Origin of the sequence: Rhizobium sp. BK060 (assembly GCF_014193145.1) — a bacterium.
GTDB lineage: Bacteria > Pseudomonadota > Alphaproteobacteria > Rhizobiales > Rhizobiaceae > Rhizobium.
Map to the genome: position 1 here is coordinate 89,873 of NZ_JACHYW010000024.1, position 17,265 is coordinate 107,137.

The window sequence follows — 17,265 nt, forward strand, 5'->3', positions numbered from 1 at the left end:
GTCGATCAGGCGAATTCATAACGGGCATCAGCAAAAATGAACTACCGCCACATCTACCACGCGGGCAATTTTGCCGATGTGCTCAAGCACGCCGTTCTGGCGCGGCTGATCCGCTACCTGCAGAAGAAGGATGCGGCGTTTCGCGTGCTCGATACCCATGCCGGTATCGGACTCTATGATTTGTCCTCCGAGGAGGCACAAAAGACCGGCGAGTGGAACGAGGGTATCGGTAAGCTCCTGGGGGCGGACCTCGCTCCGCAGGTCGCAGAGCTGTTGGAGCCATATCTTTCCGCTGTCCGAGAACTGAACCCGGAAGACGGCATCCGCTTTTATCCCGGTTCGCCAAAGCTCTCGCGCATGCTGTTTCGCCCGCAAGACAGGCTTTCCGCCATGGAACTGCATCCGGAGGATTTCGCGCGGCTGCATCGGCTCTTCGAGGGCGATCATCATGCACGCATCACCGAGCTTGACGGCTGGCTGTCGCTCGGCGCGCACTTGCCCCCGAAAGAGAAGCGCGGCATCGTCCTGGTCGATCCGCCGTTCGAGGAGGATGGCGAATACGAACGGCTGGTGGATGGTCTGGCAAAGGCCTACCGCCGTTTCCCCGGCGGCACCTACTGCCTTTGGTATCCGCTGAAGAAGGGCGCGCCGATCAAGGAATTCCATGAGGCATTGCAGGCCCTCGATATTCCGAAAATGCTTTGCGCCGAACTCAGCGTGCGCAGCGATCGCGGCATCACGGGGCTGACAGGCTCCGGCCTGATTATCGTCAATCCGCCCTTCACGTTGAAGGACGAGCTGCATGCTTTGCTGCCCGCGCTCAAGGACCATCTGGCGCAGGATCGCTACGCCTCGCATCGCGCATTCTGGCTACGCGGTGAAAGCAGGGCGGCAAAGGAGGATTGACCGACTCCTGGCGGCGCGAAATAGTCGCGCCGAGACATAACGATATGGAACAACGACCATGAAGATTCTTTGCGCTCCAAGCTCTCCCTATTCCAGCAAAGTACGGATGGCGGCGCACTACCTGGAACTCGATGTCATCGAAATCCGTGTGGACACCAATGCCGGCCCGGCAATCCTTGTCGACAACAACCCACTTGGCAAAATCCCGACGCTGCTCACCGACGACGGACTGTCGATCTTCGACAGCATCGCCATCATGCACTATTTCGGCCGACTGAAAGGCAAGAAGCTTTATCCCTCGAAGAACAGCAAACGGACGGAGGCTGAAATCCTCGAGGCGCTTTGCGACGGAATCTGCGACTGCCTTCTCGCAATCGTCTACGAGCGGCGTTTCCGCGACGAGGAAAAGGTACACCAGCCCTGGATCGACCGGCAATGGAAGAAGGCCGTCAGTGGCTTGAATCACCTCGCCGTTCACCTACCGAAGATCGGTAAGCGGCTGCATGGCGGCCATTTCGCACTGGCGGCAACGCTCGGCTACCTCGATCTGCGCTTCAAGGGTCAGTGGGAGGCCGATCATTCCGAACTCATCGGCTGGCTTCGCCGGTTCGAAAAGAAGTTTGCCGCCTATGACGACCTGAAGCCTCAGAGTTGAGCCTAGCCTTGGTCGGTCTTGGCGAAATCGATGAAGGCGCGCAGCGCCGTCGGCAGCTGCCGACGGCTCGGATAATAGAGGAAGAAGCCCGGATAGAAGGGACACCAGTCTTCGAGCACGCGTATCAGCCTGCCATCGGCCACCGCCTCCTGCACCTGCTCCTCGAAAAGATATCCGAGGCCGCAGCCGTGCAGCACGGCATCCAGCATGATGTCCTGATCCCCCAGCGTCAGGGGACCGGCGACCTCGATCTCCAGTTCGATCCCGCCGCGTTCGAACTCCCATCGATAGAACGCGCCGCCGGCAAAACGGTAACGCACGCATTCGTGGTCGCGCAGATCGTGCGGCGTCACCGGCCTACCCCTGCCCTCGAAATAATTCGGCGCCGCAACCACTGCGAAGCGATGACGCGGACCGATCGGCACGGCGATCATGTCCGCGGCAATACTTTCGCCGAAACGCACGCCGGCGTCGAAGCCAGATGACACCATATCGACCAGCGCGTCATCGATGACGATCTCGACCTCGACGGAGGGGTAGGCCTTCAGGAAGCGCGAGACGATCGGCAAGAGCACAAGCTTGGTGGAAGCCCGCGCCGCATTGATGCGCAGCTTGCCATGCGGTTGGCCGCGGAAATTGTTGAGATCGTCGAGTGCTGCGTCAATATCGAGGAATGCAGGCCGGATGCGATCGAACAGTCGCTCGCCGGCCTCAGTCAAGGCCACGCCGCGGGTCGTCCGGTTGACCAAGCGAACCGCCAACCTCTCTTCGATTGCCCTTAATGCGTGGCTCAGCGCAGAGGCCGTAACACCCAGTTCGACCGAGGCTTTCCGGAAGCTTCGGTGATTTGCGATCGCGAGGAAGATCGCCAGGTCGGTAGAGCGCACACGCTTCATTGATGAATTCTTCTCAGCAAATTATGAAACACAACGTAAATTCTCTCATCTCTGCCAATACGCTACCTTCACTCCGTAAGCAAATCGCAGCGCAACGGACAAAGGAGATCGTCATGCGTGTTTGGTTCATCACAGGGGCATCGCGTGGTTTCGGCGCCCTTATCGCTCAGGAAGCTCTCAATGCCGGCGACGCCGTCGTCGCGACGGCGCGCAATCCGAAGGGTCTTGAGGAGAAGTTCGGCAATCATCCCCATCTGCTCACCGTGTCGCTTGACGTGACCGACGAAGCCTCTGCGCACAAGGCAGCGGAAGCAGCCGTGAAGCGCTTCGGGAGGATCGACGTGCTGCTCAACAATGCCGGCTTCGGGCTTCTGGGCGCCGTGGAAGAAGCAACCACCGAAGAGATCGAGAAGCTCTACGCCACGAACGTCTTTGGTCTCTTGAAGGTTACCCGGGCGGTCCTGCCGCAGATGCGCCGCCAGCGCTCCGGGAATGTGCTTAACATCTCGTCCATCGGCGGCTACGAGTCGCATGCCGGTTGGGGTATCTATTGCTCGACGAAGTTCGCCGTCGAGGGCCTGTCCGAGGCTCTCGCTGCCGAAGTGGCTCCGCTTGGCATCAAGGTGACGGTCGTCGAGCCCGGTTTTTTCCGCACCGACTTTCTGGATGAGAGCTCACTTGCCGTGAGCCCAAGTTCGATCGCCGACTATCAGCAAACGCCTGTCGGCGCGATGCGCGAATTCGCTGCCGGCCATAATCATCAGCAGCCCGGCGACCCTGCCCGACTTGCTAAGGCGATGGTCACCTTGGCGCACGCCGAAAACCCGCCGCTGCGCATGCCGTTCGGCAGCGACACCGTCGCGGTGATCGAAGCGAAGAACGAGCACGTCGCGAAGGAACTCGCCGCATGGCGTGAACTTGCCGTCTCGACCGATTTCCCCAAGCAGGTCTAAGGGTTCCTCGCATAGACAAAAAAGCCGGGCTAGAGCCCGGCTTTTCCGCAGTTGATGTTCGGCTTAGAACTTGACGCCGATACCGACCTTGACGCTGTGCTCGTCGTAGCCGCGCGAAATGTTCGCGCCGCCGACGTTGAAGTCGCTGTCAGCGTAGTTGGTGTAACGGTACTCGACACGGGCCGTGATGTTGTTGGTCACGAAGGTTTCTGCACCCGCACCAACCGTGTAACCGAGCGACGTGTCGGTGTCAGAGCCGGCTGCGTTGCTGAACTTGTTCTTCGTAGCAGCAAGACCGGCCGTGCCGTACAGCAGGAACGGGTTCAGATCGTAACCGATACGGCCGCGGATAGAGCCGTTGACTTCGTTCTTGCCGGTGCCACCGCCAGCAGCACCGTCAGCGCCGGAGTAGCCGATGTCGGCTTCGGCACCGTATACGATCTGGCCAGCCTGCCAATTGTAGCCGGTGTAGATCTGACCGCCGAGAGCGCGCGCGTTGTACTTGTCGCCAAAGCCGCCCATGTTGTAGGTGCCGGCACCGCCGAGATAGAAGCCCTGCCAGTTGGCCGCTGGAGCCGGTTCATTCTGTGCAACCGGAGCTTCCGGGATCTGATCAACGGCATCGGCTGCATAAGCGGCGGAAAACCCACCAAGGGCAACGGTCGAAACCAACAGGCTAGCAATAAACGTACGCATACTCGTCTCCTTTCAGACCCGCGTCCTTCGTCAACTGTCCTACAGCGAAGCATTCGCGGGCTATTACAAATGTCCCTTGCGGTTAGGGAGAGAAATTGATGCCCAATTGAGGATTTGAAAGAGCCAAATTGTGATTTGATTGTGGCACCTGGATGGCTGAAATTCGATGTTGCTTTGTCGCAACAGAATATTTGTTAACCATAATGAATGGTTAAATCATGAATACTTATTTTACGGAAATATATTCTTAACTAATACATACAGTAATTCCGGCGCCGTCGCAATCAAAACGGCTATTTATCTCACCTTCTCCCGCGCCTATATAAGCAGCGAACAGAGTTTCGCGGCGAGAAGGCATGATTTTGAACGAGAAAAGACTTCGGACGGCACTCGTGACCGGAGCGGCCAAAAGAATAGGCAGGGCGATAGTCGAGGATCTGGCCGCGAATGGATTTTCGGTTGCGATCCACGCCAGCCGTTCGATTGAGGCGGCTGAGAATTTCGCGGCGGAATTGCGGCAAAGCGGCTCCCGGGCGTTTGCCGTGCAAGCTGACCTCGAGAAAATTGACGAGACAAGCGATCTGATAAGGAAGGTCTCAGAGACGCTTGGACCGATCGATCTGCTTGTCAACAATGCCTCTGTTTTCCACGAAGATTCCGTCCGCCATATCGACGCCAAGGCCTGGGACGAGCATTTCGCCGTCCACGTCCGCGCGCCCTCGATTCTCTCGGCGAACTTTGCGGCGCAACTGCCCGAACGGGCGGATGGTCTGATCATTAACATTATCGACCAGCGCGTCTGGGCGCTGCGACCGAGCTTCTATTCCTATACACTGTCGAAGTCAGCCTTGTGGACCGCGACGCAGACCACGGCGCAGGCGCTCGCGCCGCGCATCCGCGTCAACGCCATCGGGCCCGGCCCCTCGATGCCAAGCGAACGGCAGTCGCAAGAAGACTTCCAAGCTCAGGTTTCAGCGCTTATCCTCCAGCGAGGGCCGAAGCTCGAGGAATTCGGCAAAACGATTCGCTTCCTCTACGAAACGCCCTCGATCACCGGTCAAATGATTGCCCTCGACGGCGGCCAGCACCTTGCCTGGCAGACGCCCGATGTGGCGGAGATTATGGAATGAATTCAAGAAAGCTGCCGGACGGCGGCGTTCTTTACGACGAAACGGACGAAAGCGACGACGATATCGAAGTGGAGAGCGAGGCCTCCGCTGCGCCGATTTCGGCTGCGATCGATTGGAATGAAGGCGGGATCAACGAAACCGGCCTCGTCGGTGCCGAACTGATTGCCGAATTTGTCAAACGGCTGCCGAACAGTCCGGGTGTCTACCGCATGTTCAACGAGGCCGGCGACGTCCTCTATGTCGGCAAGGCCCGCAGTCTGAAGAAGCGCGTTAGCAACTATGCGCTCGGCCGCGTGCACTCCAACCGTATCGCGCAAATGGTGCGCCTGACGGCGAACATGGAGTTCGTAACGACGCGCACCGAAACCGAAGCGCTGCTCTTGGAAGCGAATCTGATCAAGCGCTTGCGGCCACGCTTCAATGTGCTGCTGCGCGACGACAAGTCGTTTCCCTACATCTTGATCACGGGCGACCACCGCGCCCCGGCGATCTTCAAACACCGCGGCGCCCGCGCCCGCAAGGGCGACTATTTCGGCCCCTTTGCGTCAGCCGGCGCCGTCGGTCGGACGATCAACTCGCTGCAGCGCGCCTTTCTCATTCGCACCTGTACCGACAGCGTTTTCGAGACGCGCACCCGCCCCTGTCTTCTCTATCAGATCAAGCGTTGTTCCGGGCCATGCACACGTGAGATCAGCGACGAGGGCTACAGCGAGCTCGTTCAGGAGGCCAAGGACTTCCTTTCCGGCAAGAGCCAGAAGGTCAAGGAACATATGGCCAAGGCGATGAACCTCGCGGCGGCGGATCTCGACTTCGAACGCGCCGCCGTCTACCGCGACCGTCTGGCCTCGCTCTCGCATGTTTCCAGCCACCAGGGCATCAATCCGGCCGGCGTGGAAGAGGCGGATGTCTTCGCCATCCATCATGAAGGCGGCGTCTCCTGTATCCAGGTGTTCTTCTTCCGCACCGGACAGAACTGGGGCAACCGCGCCTACTTCCCAAAGGCTGATCCGCAACTATCGGCAGCCGAGGTGCTGAACGCCTTCCTGGCGCAATTCTATGATGACAAGCCAGTGCCGAAGCAGGTCCTGCTGTCGGAGACCGTCGAGGAAATCGAACTGCTTGCCGCCGCGCTCGGCGAAAAAACCGGACATAAGGTGTCCATCCTCGTGCCACAGCGCGGAGAGAAGCGTGATCTGGTCGAGCATGTGATCGCCAACGCACGCGAGGCGCACGGTCGGAAGCTCGCGGAGACGGCTTCGCAGTCACGCCTGCTCGAGGGCTTCAAGGAGACGTTCCGGCTTCCCTATACGCCGCAGCGCGTCGAAATCTACGACAACTCCCACATCATGGGCACCAATGCGGTCGGCGGCATGGTGGTGGCGGGGTCGGAAGGCTTCGTGAAGAACCAGTACCGAAAGTTCAACATCAAATCGACCGACATCACGCCCGGCGACGACTTCGGTATGATGCGCGAAGTGATGACCCGTCGCTTTTCCCGGCTAATCAAGGAAGAGGGAATTCCGGACCGTAGCCAGCAGGCACCGCCGGCAGATGCAGCCGACATGTCCTTCCCCGCCTGGCCCGACGTCATCCTGATCGACGGCGGACAGGGACAGATGACGGCCGTGCGCGCCATCCTTGAGGAGCTGGGGATTACCGACAGCGTGATCGCCATCGGCGTCGCCAAGGGAGTCGACCGAGACGCCGGGCGCGAGCGCTTCTTCCCGCCGGGACGCGAGAGCTTCACCCTGCCGCCGCGCGACCCCGTCCTCTATTTCATTCAGCGCATGCGCGACGAGGCGCACCGCTTCGCCATCGGCTCGCATCGTGCCCGGCGCAAGAAGGAGATGGTTAAGAATCCGCTCGACGAGATCGGCGGGATCGGGCCGTCGCGCAAGCGCGCCCTGCTGCAGCATTTCGGAACCGCCAAGGCGGTCTCCCGCGCCGCTCTTTCCGACCTGATGGCCGTCGAGGGCATTTCTGAGACCGTCGCCAAGCAGGTTTACAACCATTTTCACGACGACGCCGCGAAATAGGTGGAGACGGTCGCAAATTCCACGCAAAGGCAGCGAAAAAACAGAAAGAATGTTGACGCTTTGCGGTCAAAGCCGTCATCTACGGGCACATCACTTCAGAGACATGTTTCATGGCATCGCGCGCATATAATATACCGAACCTGCTGACTTACGGCCGCATTCTGGCAGTGCCGTTGATCGTGCTGTGCTTCTTTCTCGAAGGAAAGCTTGCGATCAGCAATACGGCGCGATGGGTGGCGCTGTGGATCTTCGTCATCGCATCGATCACCGACTTTCTCGACGGCTATCTCGCCCGCATTTGGAATCAGACATCGAATATCGGCCGGATGCTCGACCCGATCGCCGACAAGCTGCTGGTCGCGTCCATTCTCCTGCTGGTGGCTGCCGACCAGACGATCGCCGGCTGGTCCATTTGGGCGGCGATCACCATTCTCTGCCGCGAGATCCTTGTCTCCGGACTACGCGAATATCTGGCGGCCCTCAAGGTCAGCGTGCCCGTGACCCGGATTGCGAAGTGGAAGACGACGGTGCAACTGGTCGCGATCGCATTCCTGCTGGCCGGCCCTGCTGGTGACGAAATATTCCCCTATACGACGAAGACCGGCATCGGCCTTCTCTGGATCGCAGCGATTCTGACGATCTACACCGGCTACGACTATTTCCGGGCGGGCCTGAAGCACATCGTGGATGATGAAGAATGACAAAGCTCGTCTATTTCGCCTGGGTGCGCGAACGGATCGGCAAGGCTGAAGAAGAGATAGCCCTGCCCTCTTCCGTCGTCACCGTTGCCGATCTTCTGAATCATTTGAAGACGATGGGCGAAGAATATGAGACCGCGCTTCAGTTTCCCGACGTCATTCGCGTCGCGATCGACCAGGAGCATGTCGAGCACGACGAGCCGATCGGGAATGCCAGGGAGATCGGCATTTTCCCGCCGATGACCGGAGGCTGACGTGAGCAGCAAGGTCGAGCCCGATATTCGCGTCCAGCGCGAGGATTACGACCTTCAGGCGGAAGTCGATCGGCTCAGCACGCGTGCCAGCGGCATAGGCGCGATCGTGACATTCTCAGGCTTGTGCCGTGACGAAGGCGGCAGGCTCGCAGCGCTCGAACTCGAACATTATCCTGGCATGGCCGAGGCGGAGATGAGCCGGATCGCCAGCCTTGCGATCGAGCGCTTCGGGCTCCTCGGCCTGACGGCAATCCACCGCTACGGCAAGATCGCTGCGCGGGAGAATATCGTGCTGGTCGTCGCCGCTGCGCCCCATAGACAGGCTGCATTCGACGGTGCGAATTTCGTGATGGACTACCTGAAGACAGCCGCTCCCTTCTGGAAGAAGGAGCACGGCAAGGATGGCGCTACGGGCGAATGGGTTGCGGCCAGGGACGCGGATGACGCCGCACGCGACAAGTGGAAATAATCAGGGTATGGCTCGCTCCCTCCTGCTGAGGACGAGAAGAAGCACAAGCAGCGAGAACACCACAAGATCGCGCCAGAGATAGGGGCCGTAGGCGCTCCACATCGTCTCCGCGACACCGAGACCGGCTGCGCCTGCGGCCGACTTCAACGGGTCCGAATATCCGCCGACGGCAGCAACCATCAAGACCTTGAGGCCGAACATCAGACCGGCACCGAAATCCATCGTGCCGTAGTAGAAAGTGGCGAGGATGCCACATGCTGTGGCAATCAAGCCTGCCGCCGCGTAGGCAACGAGGAAGACGCGATCGGCGCTGGTGCCGCATAGTTCTGCCGCCAGAGGATCGTCGGTGACGGCCCGCCACAGCCGCCCCCAGGACGTACCCCTCATGATGATAACGCCAAGCGCGATCATGACGCACATCAATCCGGTATTGATGAGTTGGATCTCCGTAAGCGCGACCTTGAACGCCCCGTCACTCCAGAACACAACGACGCTGTTCAGGAAGGGCGAAAGCCACAGGCTTTTCGTGTCGGATGCAAGCCTGGCCGTTTCCATGAGGACAATAGTGATGCCGAGCGCCGCCACGATCACTGTGTTCGAGGACTGGCGCACCAGTGGCAGCATGATGGAGCGGCCGATCCAGGCCGCCGCCAGCATTGAATAGATTAACGAGAACAGCGTCCCCATTGCCAGCGCGGCCGGCAGGATCAGCCAGAGCCTGTTGTAGCCGAGGTCGGTGAAGAGCAGCAAAATCTGACCCGAGAAGGCGAAGATCGCCCCATAGGTGATATCGGCGCGCTTGGTGACCCCAAAGGCGATGGCGTAGCCGAACGCAAGCGCAGCGTAGAGTGCAGCCACAGGGACCGCGTTCGCCAATTGCTGCAGCAGATAGGCCATAAAGAACTCCCGATTGCAGAAATCATAACTAGCAAAATGTATTTTACCAGTTATATTTTCATCATGAGCTTTTCCTGGACCCCACACCGCTTTTCCGGAGGCGCATTGGCACTGGATGTCGCCAACAGCGTTGTCCTCCGGCATGACGAGACGCGACGGATCGACCGTTTCGAAGCACCCGCCCAACTGGAAACCTTTCCGCAGGCTGCAGCGGAGTTCTGCGCGGAGCGGGCGATCTTCGGTGACATGGTTGGTCCGACACCACATAACAAAAGGAACTTCCTGGAGTTGCGCGAGGCGACGGATAGGTATTTCCGGGCTCGCGTCTCAGGCGACAACGACGATCAGCTGCTCGCCACCCTTCTGGAGGCGCTTGCACGCACGCTGCGCGGCGCCAGTGACGCAAATGGGCTCGACGCTGCAACCGCACATTCGGTGTTGCGGCTGATCGCGATGCAGGATCCCGAGCGGATGAAGATCTGCCGCAATTGCGGCTGGCTCTTCATCGACCGCAGCAAGAACAGAAGTCGCGCCTGGTGCGACATGGCGGTGTGCGGCAATCGCGCCAAGGCGAGCCGCCACTATCGCCGGAGGAAAGAGGAAGAGGCGCCATGAAAGCGCTATCGATGGCCGTTTTCGTTGCAGCCGCAATGCTGACAGGGTGCCAGCGAGAGACCGACAAGCTGGTCGAGGTCAATGGCCGCGTCTTCGTTTTCAACTACCGGATCGCGGTGGCGACTTATGTCGTGACCCTCAACAAGAAGGCGCCGATCCCGGAAGGCACCGTCGCCATCGCGGAATTCGAGAACCCTGCGGGCGGAGACGTGCTAGTGACCAGTGAAAAGATCTACCCGTTCTGGGACAAAATCACGCTGCAGAGCCCGGCACTTCATTGCGTCAAGAAGGACAAGCCTTACGCCGTGAGCGTTCGCCTTGTCGATGCCAACGGAGAGACGTTGCAAAGCCTGAAGACCGAGGTGATTTCGAGCCTTGACCAGTCTGTCATGCCCGGTAAGCCGCTGGTCGTTGGGCCGTTCTATACGAAGAACCCCGAGGTCTTCAAACCGGACGGCACCGTAGACTACGATTCCGCTGCGACCTGTCCTTCAACGTAGAAAGCCGGAGCAGAGCCCCGGCTTTCAGAGTCAATTCAACAGCTTCAGCGGTTTCGCTGAGAGCCTGAATCAGCCGACGATTTCGGTGTCGGAGAACCAGTACTTGATTTCCTGAGCAGCAGTTTCCGGAGCGTCCGAGCCGTGAACCGAATTTTCGCCGATCGACAGGGCGTGAACCTTGCGGATCGTGCCTTCGTCAGCATTGGCCGGGTTGGTCGCACCCATGACTTCGCGGTTCTTGAGGATCGCGTTTTCGCCTTCCAGGACCTGAACGATGGTCGGACCGGAGGTCATGGTTTCAACGAGTTCACCGAAGAACGGGCGATCCTTGTGAACGGCGTAGAAGCCTTCGGCTTCGCGCTTGCTCATCCAGACGCGCTTGGAAGCGACGACGCGCAGGCCGGCGTCTTCGAGAATCTTGGTGATAGCGCCCGTCAGGTTGCGCTTCGTTGCGTCCGGCTTGATCATCGAGAAAGTGCGTTCAATCGCCATTGGTCAAAATCCTTTATTCCGTGGGAAAAGTGGGCGGTGTTTACCCGCCTGATAGCCCGAAAACAAGTGGGCATCGGCAATTTCACGCCGCTGTCATGTTCCAGCCTACAGTCCGACCATCATCGACTTTCATGGTCTTATCAAAGATGATTGACCTAAATTGCCTTAACATCAGCTGCCAAATGGAGGCAGGATAGAAAATGCTGAAACAATATAAGATGTTTGCGGATTACAATCGTTGGGCCAACGCGATCGTATACGCCGCCGCGTCCGAACTGACAGAGGCGGAATTTCAGGAAAATCGGGGGGCCTTTTTTGGTTCGCTGCAGAAAACACTCAATCATCTCCTGGCGGCCGATCGGATCTGGATGAAGCGCTTTACCGGCACCGGCGATGCCCCTTCAACGCTCGACAGCGTGCTTCACGAGGATCTTCCGTCACTACTCGGGGTCCGTCAAATCGAAGACCAGCGGATCATAAACTGGATAGATACGCTCGATGAATCCTCTCTTGCTGCGAACTTCACCTACATGCCGATCATCCAGCCGATCGAGATCAGGCAACCGCTGTGGTCGGGCCTCTCACATTTCTTTAATCATCAAACCCATCACCGTGGCCAATGCCACATGACGCTGACGGCGCTCGGAAAAGCCAGTCTCCGCCTCGACCTCGCATACTACCTGCGCGCAGACGGCAAACGATGGCTCGACAACTGAGCATCAAGCACCCGTTAACCGCGTCATAAGAACCACCCGGGCGCACGCCCCTCAGACGGTCGGGATTCAACCTATCTTAAGCCATTGCACGCATAGGAAGAACAGCGCCAGGCCGAACAGGGCCGACGAGCGAAGGGGACGGTCATGCGACATGCAGCATCGGATTTACAGGTGCAACGCGAAGCCTCACGCCCAGGCTCTGGAACGGACATCCAACGGGTCAGCCAGCATATCACGCGTCTCGGCATTGCGGGCCTGCCTCGCAACTACGAACTTCTGTACGAGGCAATCATCGGGCAGAACGCAGCCTTGGCACAGGATATCGCATCCCTCGGCTCGGCTCCGAACCAGGCTTCCCTCGATGATCTCGGCCTGAAGTACCGTCTCGTCAGTCATTGCGGCATGATCGACAATACGTCCCAGGCAGAGGCCGCCAAACTCCTGCGAGAGGCAGCAGAGCATCTTGCCGACTGCCTTATCCACAGACGAGCGTTCACGCGGGCGGCAGAAACCGTATTGAACTCAATCGTCGGCGATCCGGAACAGAGCCTGTCCTCTCTGATGAACGAGATGGAGTATCTCTCGCAAGCGCTTGAGGAAGCGACAAGCGGAGAAACGGCGCTGCAGACGAAGCTGCAAGCCGATCTCGAACGGCTTGAGACGCTGGCACGCGGTGTGGCGGCGGCGCAGGTTGCCTCCACGACCGACAAACTGACAGGCCTGCCAAACCGTATCGCGCTCAACAAGGTAATCGCCGATCTTTATGAACGCGACGAAGGCTTCGCCGGCAGTGCTCTCATCATGGTCGATATCGATGACTTCAAGGCATTCAATAGTCGCTACGGCACACACACCGGCAGCCGGCTGTTGAAGAAGCTGGCGGACATCTTCCGTAAATCAATCAAGAAGAATGACGTTGTCGCGCGAACGGACGGTGACGAATTCTCCTTGCTGTTTGCCAATGTCGGCATGCAAGAGGCCGTGGTGATTGCTGAACGCCTGCGCACGTCGGCGGAGGACAACCTGGTCTTCGCGACCTCCGACAACGGCACCGGGACGAGGCTGACGATTTCGCTCGGGATCGCACTGAGCGCCGACGCAGCGACGGCATCGCAGTTGCAGGCAAATGCGCGTGTCGCACTCTACGCTGCCCAATCAAACCGCCGGCAACCCGTGCAAGCGTTTGGGCGCTGAGCGCCACGCTCAAGCTTTCATCCGCCCCAAGGCCACGATGCGCTTATCGCAAAGTACGGCGCCTTCATTCTCCCGCCGCCAGTCGAAGCACTGACTGTCTTCCAACGACCGCGAAGCGACCGAGGATATCCTCAAGGCGCTCGGCTTCCGTCGTGAGCAGGCGGGCCGCGGAAGTCGAGTCCTCAACCATCGCAGCATTCTTTTGCGTGATCGCATCAATTGCGCCGATTGCCGAACCAATCTCGCCGAGAGCAGCTGACTGTTGGCGCGCGCCCTCGACGATGGCGTCGATGTGCACGCGAATGTTCGTAACGCTCGCGGCGATCAGCGTCAGCGTGTGTCCAGTATCGTTTACCAGGGAGACGCCTTCCCGCACCTGCGCATCCGAAGAGGCAATCAGCGTCTTGATCTCGCGCGCGGCGACCGCGGAGCGTTGTGCCAGTTCGCGGACCTCTTGAGCGACGACTGCAAATCCCTTGCCCGCTTCGCCCGCTCGCGCCGCCTCAACACCCGCATTCAAGGCGAGAAGGTTGGTCTGAAACGCGATCTCGTCGATGACCCCAACGATATTGCCGATTTGCCTGGCTGATCCCTCTATTCTCCCCATGGCACCAACGGCGGCAACCACCACAGCGTTGGACTTCTGCGCCACCTCAACGGTTTGCGCCACCAACTGACCCGCCTCCTCCGCGCGTTTCGCCGATTGTTGGACGGTCTCCACGATCTGCGTGACGGCAGCCGCGGTCTCCTCAACCGAGGAAGCCTGTTGCTCTGCACGCCGGGCAAGGTCGTTATTGGAATCGCGGATCGATGACGAACTGGAGCGAACGGCCCTGGCAGCATCGCCGACCGTCAACATGACCTCCTGCAGATTCCCGGCCGAAAGGTTGAACGCCGTACGCAAGCGCTCGAGATCACCAGCGAAGGGTTGCTGCAGCCGGAACAATAGGTCGCCGCTTGCCAAAGCGGCAAGGGCTTCATCGAGCCGCCTGACAGCAAAGAGCGTCTGTTCGGCTTGCTCGATGCGCTCGCGATCCCGCGTAGCGCGCTCGTCCGCCGCACGTGCTTCCGTCTCCATCATCTTGATTCCCATTTCCTCGGCAGCCCTTTGGGCTGCCGTCGCCCACTCGGCCGCCTCTTCCGCAGTTTCCACAGACGCGAGCGCTTTTGCTACTCGGTGAACGAGGGCGACTAGCACAACACTCTGCAGGACCAGAACCGTCGCGTGTAAAAGCACGCGCGTGAAATCCGAGGTTCCGGGAAAAACCGCCACCGGCAACAGGAAGAAAAGCACCAGGTGATGAACAGTAACGACGGCGGCATAGGCGATGATCGCGCGCCAATCGATCCATGCCGCGCAGATCGCCAGCGTTGCGAAGAAATACATATGGATGTCAATCTGCAGCGGCGAGCCGCTGAAACTGTACACGAGCAGAGCGACGAGCGCCGCGTGTGCCATGGACGATACCACACGGGTGACAGCACCTGCTCGATCGATGAACCAGAGAATGGTTGCCAACGCCACAATGGCGACGCCGCAGAGAGTAACCACCGTTGCCGGAAGGCTGGAATAGGCGAACAGCCTGAGGGCCAGAAGGCCCAGATCTATCCAGAGCAGCAGCAGAATGCCACCGGCGACGCGCATGCGCAGGCTGTCGATCGATTTCATACAGTCCCCCTCATCAAACAACTCTCGGTCATCCAGTGGTTAGTAACGAGCAGCGCTCCATGCCTGAGGAGGCGCTGCGCGAAACCGGCATGATCGGAATGGGCGACTGCCATCCATGGGTAGCGTCCTTCCGCGATATATTGCCCGCCCGCGTCGCCGATCATTTGGTGCATTTGCGCTGCCCGAATGTCGGGTGAGGCGATAACGACGACGAACGGACCGGCGGGAAAGAGCAAGGCGACGGCTGAAAGCAGGCAGATGAACGTAAAACTCGCGACCACCACGAGAATATCGGCGTTGCGGGACATGAATGCCTATCCTTCAATCCGCGCCGACATCGCACGAGCCCACCGCCGAAACAATCATGGCGTGTAATGCACTTCAACACACGCCAATTAGCAAAAGGTTACGGAAGTAATGTAACTTTCCGCCATATCGTGCCGTCCCGCTTCGGCGCGCCCTTGCCTTCGGCCAAGAGTTCCGACAAAACCCGACCCATGATCACGATTTCCGATATTTCCGCGCGCGTTGCCGGCCGCCTCCTTCTCGATCACGCCGGCGTTTCGTTACCGGCCGGCACCAAGGCCGGCTTGGTGGGCCGCAATGGTGCGGGCAAGTCCACGCTTTTTCGGGTCATCACCGGCGACTTGGCTTCGGAAAGCGGTTCGATATCGATCCCGAAAAATGCCCGCATCGGTCAGGTGGCGCAGGAAGCACCGGGAACAGAAGACGCGCTGATTGAAATCGTGTTGGCAGCCGACAAGGAGCGCTCAGCCTTGCTGGCGGAGGCGGAAAGCGCCACCGATCCGCACCGCATCGCCGAAATCCAGATGCGGCTCGTCGATATCGATGCGCATTCTGCGGAAGCGCGCGCCGCCGCCATTCTGGCCGGCCTCGGCTTCGATCAGGAAGCGCAGTCGCGATCGGCCTCGTCCTTCTCGGGCGGCTGGCGGATGCGCGTCGCCCTCGCTGCGGTTCTATTTTCCGAGCCCGACCTGCTGCTCCTCGACGAGCCGACCAACTACCTCGACCTCGAAGGCACATTGTGGCTCGAGGATTATGTGCGTCGATATCCGCACACGGTCATCATCATCAGCCATGACCGTGACCTGCTGAACAACGCCGTCAACGCGATCGTCCACCTCGATCAAAAGAAGCTCACCTTCTATCGCGGCGGCTACGATCAGTTCGAAAGGCAGAAGGCCGAAGCCGACGAGCTGCAGACAAAGGCACGAGCGAAGAACGAGGCCGCGCGCAAACACCTGCAGAGCTTCATCGATCGCTTCAAGGCGAAAGCCTCCAAGGCCCGCCAGGCGCAGAGCCGCGTCAAGGCGTTGGAGCGCATGGGCACAGTGGCAGCCGTCATCGAAGATCACGTGCAGCCGATCACCTTCCCCGAGCCGGAAAAGCAGCCGGCCTCCCCCATCGTTGCCATCAGCGGTGGCGCGGTCGGCTATGAGCCTGGCAAGCCGATCTTGAGAGGCCTCAATCTGCGTATCGACAACGACGATCGCATCGCACTGCTCGGCTCCAACGGCAATGGCAAATCCACCTTCGCGAAATTCATTTCCGGTCGCCTGTCGGCGGAGGCGGGAGAAGTCAAGCTCGCCCCAAACCTGAAGATCGGCTTCTTCGCGCAGCACCAGCTCGACGACCTGATCCCCGACCAGTCACCGGTCGAGCATGTGCGCCGCTTGATGCTGGATGCACCCGAAGCAAAGGTGCGGGCGCGTGTCGCCCAGATGGGCCTCGCGACGGAGAAGATGTCGACAGCGGCAAAGGATCTTTCCGGCGGTGAGAAAGCCCGGCTGCTGATGGGTCTCGCCGCCTTCCACGCGCCGAATTTGCTGATTCTCGACGAGCCGACGAACCATCTCGACATCGACAGCCGGCGAGCACTCATCGAGGCGCTGAACGACTACGAGGGCGCCGTCATCCTGATCTCCCACGACCGCCATCTTATCGAGGCGACGGTCGATCGATTGTGGCTCGTCAACAACGGCACCGTGACGACTTTTGATGGCGATATGGACGAGTATCGCGACCTCGTTGTCACATCGGGTAAAAAGAAGGATGAGAGGCCTCAGCTCGCTGAAGAGTCCGCCTCGAAGGCGGACCAGCGCAAACTGAATGCAGAGAAACGCGCGTCGCTTGCGCCGCTCAAGAAAAAGATCAACGAAATCGAATCCTTGACCGGCAAGCTGGAGAAACTGATTCAGGCGCTTGATGCGGAACTTGCAGATCCGCTGCTGTACGAAAAGGCGCCTGCGAAAGCCGCCGAGAAAGCCAAACAGCGTGGCGAGGCTGCCGCAAAGCTCGCTGTGGCTGAAGAGCTGTGGCTGGAGCTTTCGTCGGAATACGAGGAAGCCATGGCCGGATAGCCACAGCTCTAAACTCACATGAGGATTTCGCCGTCAAGATCAATCACCTTTTCATAGCGTGCTCCTTTCGATTTGTATCGAATCCATGGCTGAGCCACCTTTCATGAC

Annotated in this window: 19 protein-coding genes; 13 read left to right on the forward strand and 6 right to left on the reverse strand. The window is 59.4% G+C overall.

Going from position 1 to position 17,265, the window contains the following annotated elements; translation table 11 throughout:
• The first annotated feature begins 36 nt into the window (after positions 1-36).
• Both FHT71_RS23490 and FHT71_RS23495 read left to right on the forward strand, forming a co-directional pair.
• The gene (locus FHT71_RS23490; RefSeq protein ID WP_183722242.1) at positions 37-906 is read left to right on the forward strand and encodes a 23S rRNA (adenine(2030)-N(6))-methyltransferase RlmJ; all 870 of its coding nucleotides are present in this window, start codon (positions 37-39) and stop codon (positions 904-906) included.
• Between the two features lie 58 nt (positions 907-964).
• Positions 965-1,561, forward strand: a complete 597-nt coding sequence (locus tag FHT71_RS23495; RefSeq protein ID WP_007801000.1) for a glutathione S-transferase family protein — start codon at positions 965-967, stop codon at positions 1,559-1,561.
• 2 nt (positions 1,562-1,563) lie between these two features.
• On the opposite strand, the gene FHT71_RS23500 is transcribed toward FHT71_RS23495, so the two are convergent.
• Positions 1,564-2,457, reverse strand: coding sequence for a LysR family transcriptional regulator (locus tag FHT71_RS23500; protein ID WP_132595177.1), 894 nt, complete (start codon positions 2,455-2,457; stop codon positions 1,564-1,566).
• Between the two features lie 113 nt (positions 2,458-2,570).
• Here FHT71_RS23500 and FHT71_RS23505 point away from each other — a divergent pair, with 113 nt between their 5' ends.
• Positions 2,571-3,410, forward strand: a complete 840-nt coding sequence (locus tag FHT71_RS23505; RefSeq protein ID WP_132595175.1) for an oxidoreductase — start codon at positions 2,571-2,573, stop codon at positions 3,408-3,410.
• Positions 3,411-3,473: 63 nt separating this feature from the next.
• On the opposite strand, the gene FHT71_RS23510 is transcribed toward FHT71_RS23505, so the two are convergent.
• Positions 3,474-4,106 carry an outer membrane protein gene (locus tag FHT71_RS23510; protein WP_132591837.1) on the reverse strand — a complete coding sequence of 211 codons (633 nt, stop codon included), beginning with the start codon at positions 4,104-4,106 and terminating at the stop codon, positions 3,474-3,476.
• Between the two features lie 362 nt (positions 4,107-4,468).
• Between FHT71_RS23510 and FHT71_RS23515 the strand changes: the two genes are divergently transcribed.
• The 5 genes from FHT71_RS23515 (at position 4,469) to FHT71_RS23535 (ending at position 8,693) form a co-directional block, all read left to right on the forward strand.
• Positions 4,469-5,236 (forward strand): SDR family oxidoreductase, encoded by a 768-nt coding sequence (locus FHT71_RS23515; protein WP_183722244.1) that lies wholly within the window; start codon positions 4,469-4,471, stop codon positions 5,234-5,236.
• Positions 5,233-7,272, forward strand: a complete 2,040-nt coding sequence (gene uvrC, locus FHT71_RS23520; RefSeq protein WP_183722247.1) for an excinuclease ABC subunit UvrC — start codon at positions 5,233-5,235, stop codon at positions 7,270-7,272. The genes FHT71_RS23515 and uvrC overlap by 4 nt, the downstream gene beginning before the upstream one ends.
• A 110-nt stretch (positions 7,273-7,382) precedes the next feature.
• On the forward strand, positions 7,383-7,973 hold the full coding sequence (gene pgsA, locus FHT71_RS23525; RefSeq protein ID WP_007800987.1) for a CDP-diacylglycerol--glycerol-3-phosphate 3-phosphatidyltransferase: 591 nt from the start codon (positions 7,383-7,385) through the stop codon (positions 7,971-7,973).
• Complete coding sequence (gene moaD, locus FHT71_RS23530) at positions 7,970-8,224, forward strand: molybdopterin converting factor subunit 1 (RefSeq protein ID WP_132591833.1); 255 nt, start codon at positions 7,970-7,972, stop codon at positions 8,222-8,224. The genes pgsA and moaD overlap by 4 nt, the downstream gene beginning before the upstream one ends.
• A 1-nt stretch (position 8,225) precedes the next feature.
• Positions 8,226-8,693: a molybdenum cofactor biosynthesis protein MoaE gene (locus FHT71_RS23535; protein WP_132591831.1), complete on the forward strand. Its 468-nt coding sequence runs from the start codon at positions 8,226-8,228 to the stop codon at positions 8,691-8,693.
• On the opposite strand, the gene FHT71_RS23540 is transcribed toward FHT71_RS23535, so the two are convergent.
• Positions 8,694-9,590 (reverse strand): branched-chain amino acid ABC transporter permease, encoded by an 897-nt coding sequence (locus FHT71_RS23540; protein ID WP_183722249.1) that lies wholly within the window; start codon positions 9,588-9,590, stop codon positions 8,694-8,696.
• A 63-nt stretch (positions 9,591-9,653) separates the two neighbouring features.
• On the opposite strand from FHT71_RS23540, the gene FHT71_RS23545 reads away from it, so the two are divergent.
• Both FHT71_RS23545 and FHT71_RS23550 read left to right on the forward strand, forming a co-directional pair.
• On the forward strand, positions 9,654-10,205 hold the full coding sequence (locus tag FHT71_RS23545; RefSeq protein WP_037084032.1) for a CGNR zinc finger domain-containing protein: 552 nt from the start codon (positions 9,654-9,656) through the stop codon (positions 10,203-10,205).
• On the forward strand, positions 10,202-10,705 hold the full coding sequence (locus FHT71_RS23550; RefSeq protein ID WP_007800977.1) for a hypothetical protein: 504 nt from the start codon (positions 10,202-10,204) through the stop codon (positions 10,703-10,705). The genes FHT71_RS23545 and FHT71_RS23550 overlap by 4 nt, the downstream gene beginning before the upstream one ends.
• Before the next feature lie 69 nt (positions 10,706-10,774).
• On the opposite strand, the gene ndk is transcribed toward FHT71_RS23550, so the two are convergent.
• Positions 10,775-11,197, reverse strand: coding sequence for a nucleoside-diphosphate kinase (ndk, locus tag FHT71_RS23555; RefSeq protein ID WP_007800975.1), 423 nt, complete (start codon positions 11,195-11,197; stop codon positions 10,775-10,777).
• 200 nt (positions 11,198-11,397) lie between these two features.
• Here ndk and FHT71_RS23560 point away from each other — a divergent pair, with 200 nt between their 5' ends.
• Both FHT71_RS23560 and FHT71_RS23565 read left to right on the forward strand, forming a co-directional pair.
• Positions 11,398-11,913: a DinB family protein gene (locus tag FHT71_RS23560; protein ID WP_007800973.1), complete on the forward strand. Its 516-nt coding sequence runs from the start codon at positions 11,398-11,400 to the stop codon at positions 11,911-11,913.
• Between the two features lie 144 nt (positions 11,914-12,057).
• Positions 12,058-13,107, forward strand: coding sequence for a GGDEF domain-containing protein (locus FHT71_RS23565; protein WP_183722252.1), 1,050 nt, complete (start codon positions 12,058-12,060; stop codon positions 13,105-13,107).
• A gap of 64 nt (positions 13,108-13,171) precedes the next feature.
• On the opposite strand, the gene FHT71_RS23570 is transcribed toward FHT71_RS23565, so the two are convergent.
• The gene (locus FHT71_RS23570; protein ID WP_183722255.1) at positions 13,172-14,776 is read right to left on the reverse strand and encodes a methyl-accepting chemotaxis protein; all 1,605 of its coding nucleotides are present in this window, start codon (positions 14,774-14,776) and stop codon (positions 13,172-13,174) included.
• Positions 14,773-15,084 carry a hypothetical protein gene (locus FHT71_RS23575; protein WP_132591824.1) on the reverse strand — a complete coding sequence of 104 codons (312 nt, stop codon included), beginning with the start codon at positions 15,082-15,084 and terminating at the stop codon, positions 14,773-14,775. Before FHT71_RS23575 ends, FHT71_RS23570 begins: the two co-directional genes overlap by 4 nt.
• Before the next feature lie 189 nt (positions 15,085-15,273).
• Here FHT71_RS23575 and FHT71_RS23580 point away from each other — a divergent pair, with 189 nt between their 5' ends.
• Complete coding sequence (locus FHT71_RS23580; protein ID WP_132591822.1) at positions 15,274-17,157, forward strand: ABC-F family ATP-binding cassette domain-containing protein; 1,884 nt, start codon at positions 15,274-15,276, stop codon at positions 17,155-17,157.
• Positions 17,158-17,265 lie beyond the last annotated feature (108 nt).

What these genes read in the sequence shown, in the direction of transcription:
- FHT71_RS23575 (WP_132591824.1), bottom strand. Translation starts at nt 15,084, where the DNA reads ATGTCCCGCAACGCCGATATTCTCGTGGTGGTCGCGAGTTTTACGTTC.
- FHT71_RS23550 (WP_007800977.1), top strand. Translation starts at nt 10,202, where the DNA reads ATGAAAGCGCTATCGATGGCCGTTTTCGTTGCAGCCGCAATGCTGACA.
- FHT71_RS23500 (WP_132595177.1), bottom strand. Translation starts at nt 2,457, where the DNA reads ATGAAGCGTGTGCGCTCTACCGACCTGGCGATCTTCCTCGCGATCGCA.
- FHT71_RS23560 (WP_007800973.1), top strand. Translation starts at nt 11,398, where the DNA reads ATGCTGAAACAATATAAGATGTTTGCGGATTACAATCGTTGGGCCAAC.
- FHT71_RS23505 (WP_132595175.1), top strand. Translation starts at nt 2,571, where the DNA reads ATGCGTGTTTGGTTCATCACAGGGGCATCGCGTGGTTTCGGCGCCCTT.
- FHT71_RS23490 (WP_183722242.1), top strand. Translation starts at nt 37, where the DNA reads ATGAACTACCGCCACATCTACCACGCGGGCAATTTTGCCGATGTGCTC.
- pgsA (WP_007800987.1), top strand. Translation starts at nt 7,383, where the DNA reads ATGGCATCGCGCGCATATAATATACCGAACCTGCTGACTTACGGCCGC.
- FHT71_RS23565 (WP_183722252.1), top strand. Translation starts at nt 12,058, where the DNA reads ATGCGACATGCAGCATCGGATTTACAGGTGCAACGCGAAGCCTCACGC.
- moaD (WP_132591833.1), top strand. Translation starts at nt 7,970, where the DNA reads ATGACAAAGCTCGTCTATTTCGCCTGGGTGCGCGAACGGATCGGCAAG.
- FHT71_RS23580 (WP_132591822.1), top strand. Translation starts at nt 15,274, where the DNA reads ATGATCACGATTTCCGATATTTCCGCGCGCGTTGCCGGCCGCCTCCTT.
- FHT71_RS23570 (WP_183722255.1), bottom strand. Translation starts at nt 14,776, where the DNA reads ATGAAATCGATCGACAGCCTGCGCATGCGCGTCGCCGGTGGCATTCTG.
- FHT71_RS23510 (WP_132591837.1), bottom strand. Translation starts at nt 4,106, where the DNA reads ATGCGTACGTTTATTGCTAGCCTGTTGGTTTCGACCGTTGCCCTTGGT.
- FHT71_RS23540 (WP_183722249.1), bottom strand. Translation starts at nt 9,590, where the DNA reads ATGGCCTATCTGCTGCAGCAATTGGCGAACGCGGTCCCTGTGGCTGCA.
- FHT71_RS23495 (WP_007801000.1), top strand. Translation starts at nt 965, where the DNA reads ATGAAGATTCTTTGCGCTCCAAGCTCTCCCTATTCCAGCAAAGTACGG.
- ndk (WP_007800975.1), bottom strand. Translation starts at nt 11,197, where the DNA reads ATGGCGATTGAACGCACTTTCTCGATGATCAAGCCGGACGCAACGAAG.
- uvrC (WP_183722247.1), top strand. Translation starts at nt 5,233, where the DNA reads ATGAATTCAAGAAAGCTGCCGGACGGCGGCGTTCTTTACGACGAAACG.
- FHT71_RS23545 (WP_037084032.1), top strand. Translation starts at nt 9,654, where the DNA reads ATGAGCTTTTCCTGGACCCCACACCGCTTTTCCGGAGGCGCATTGGCA.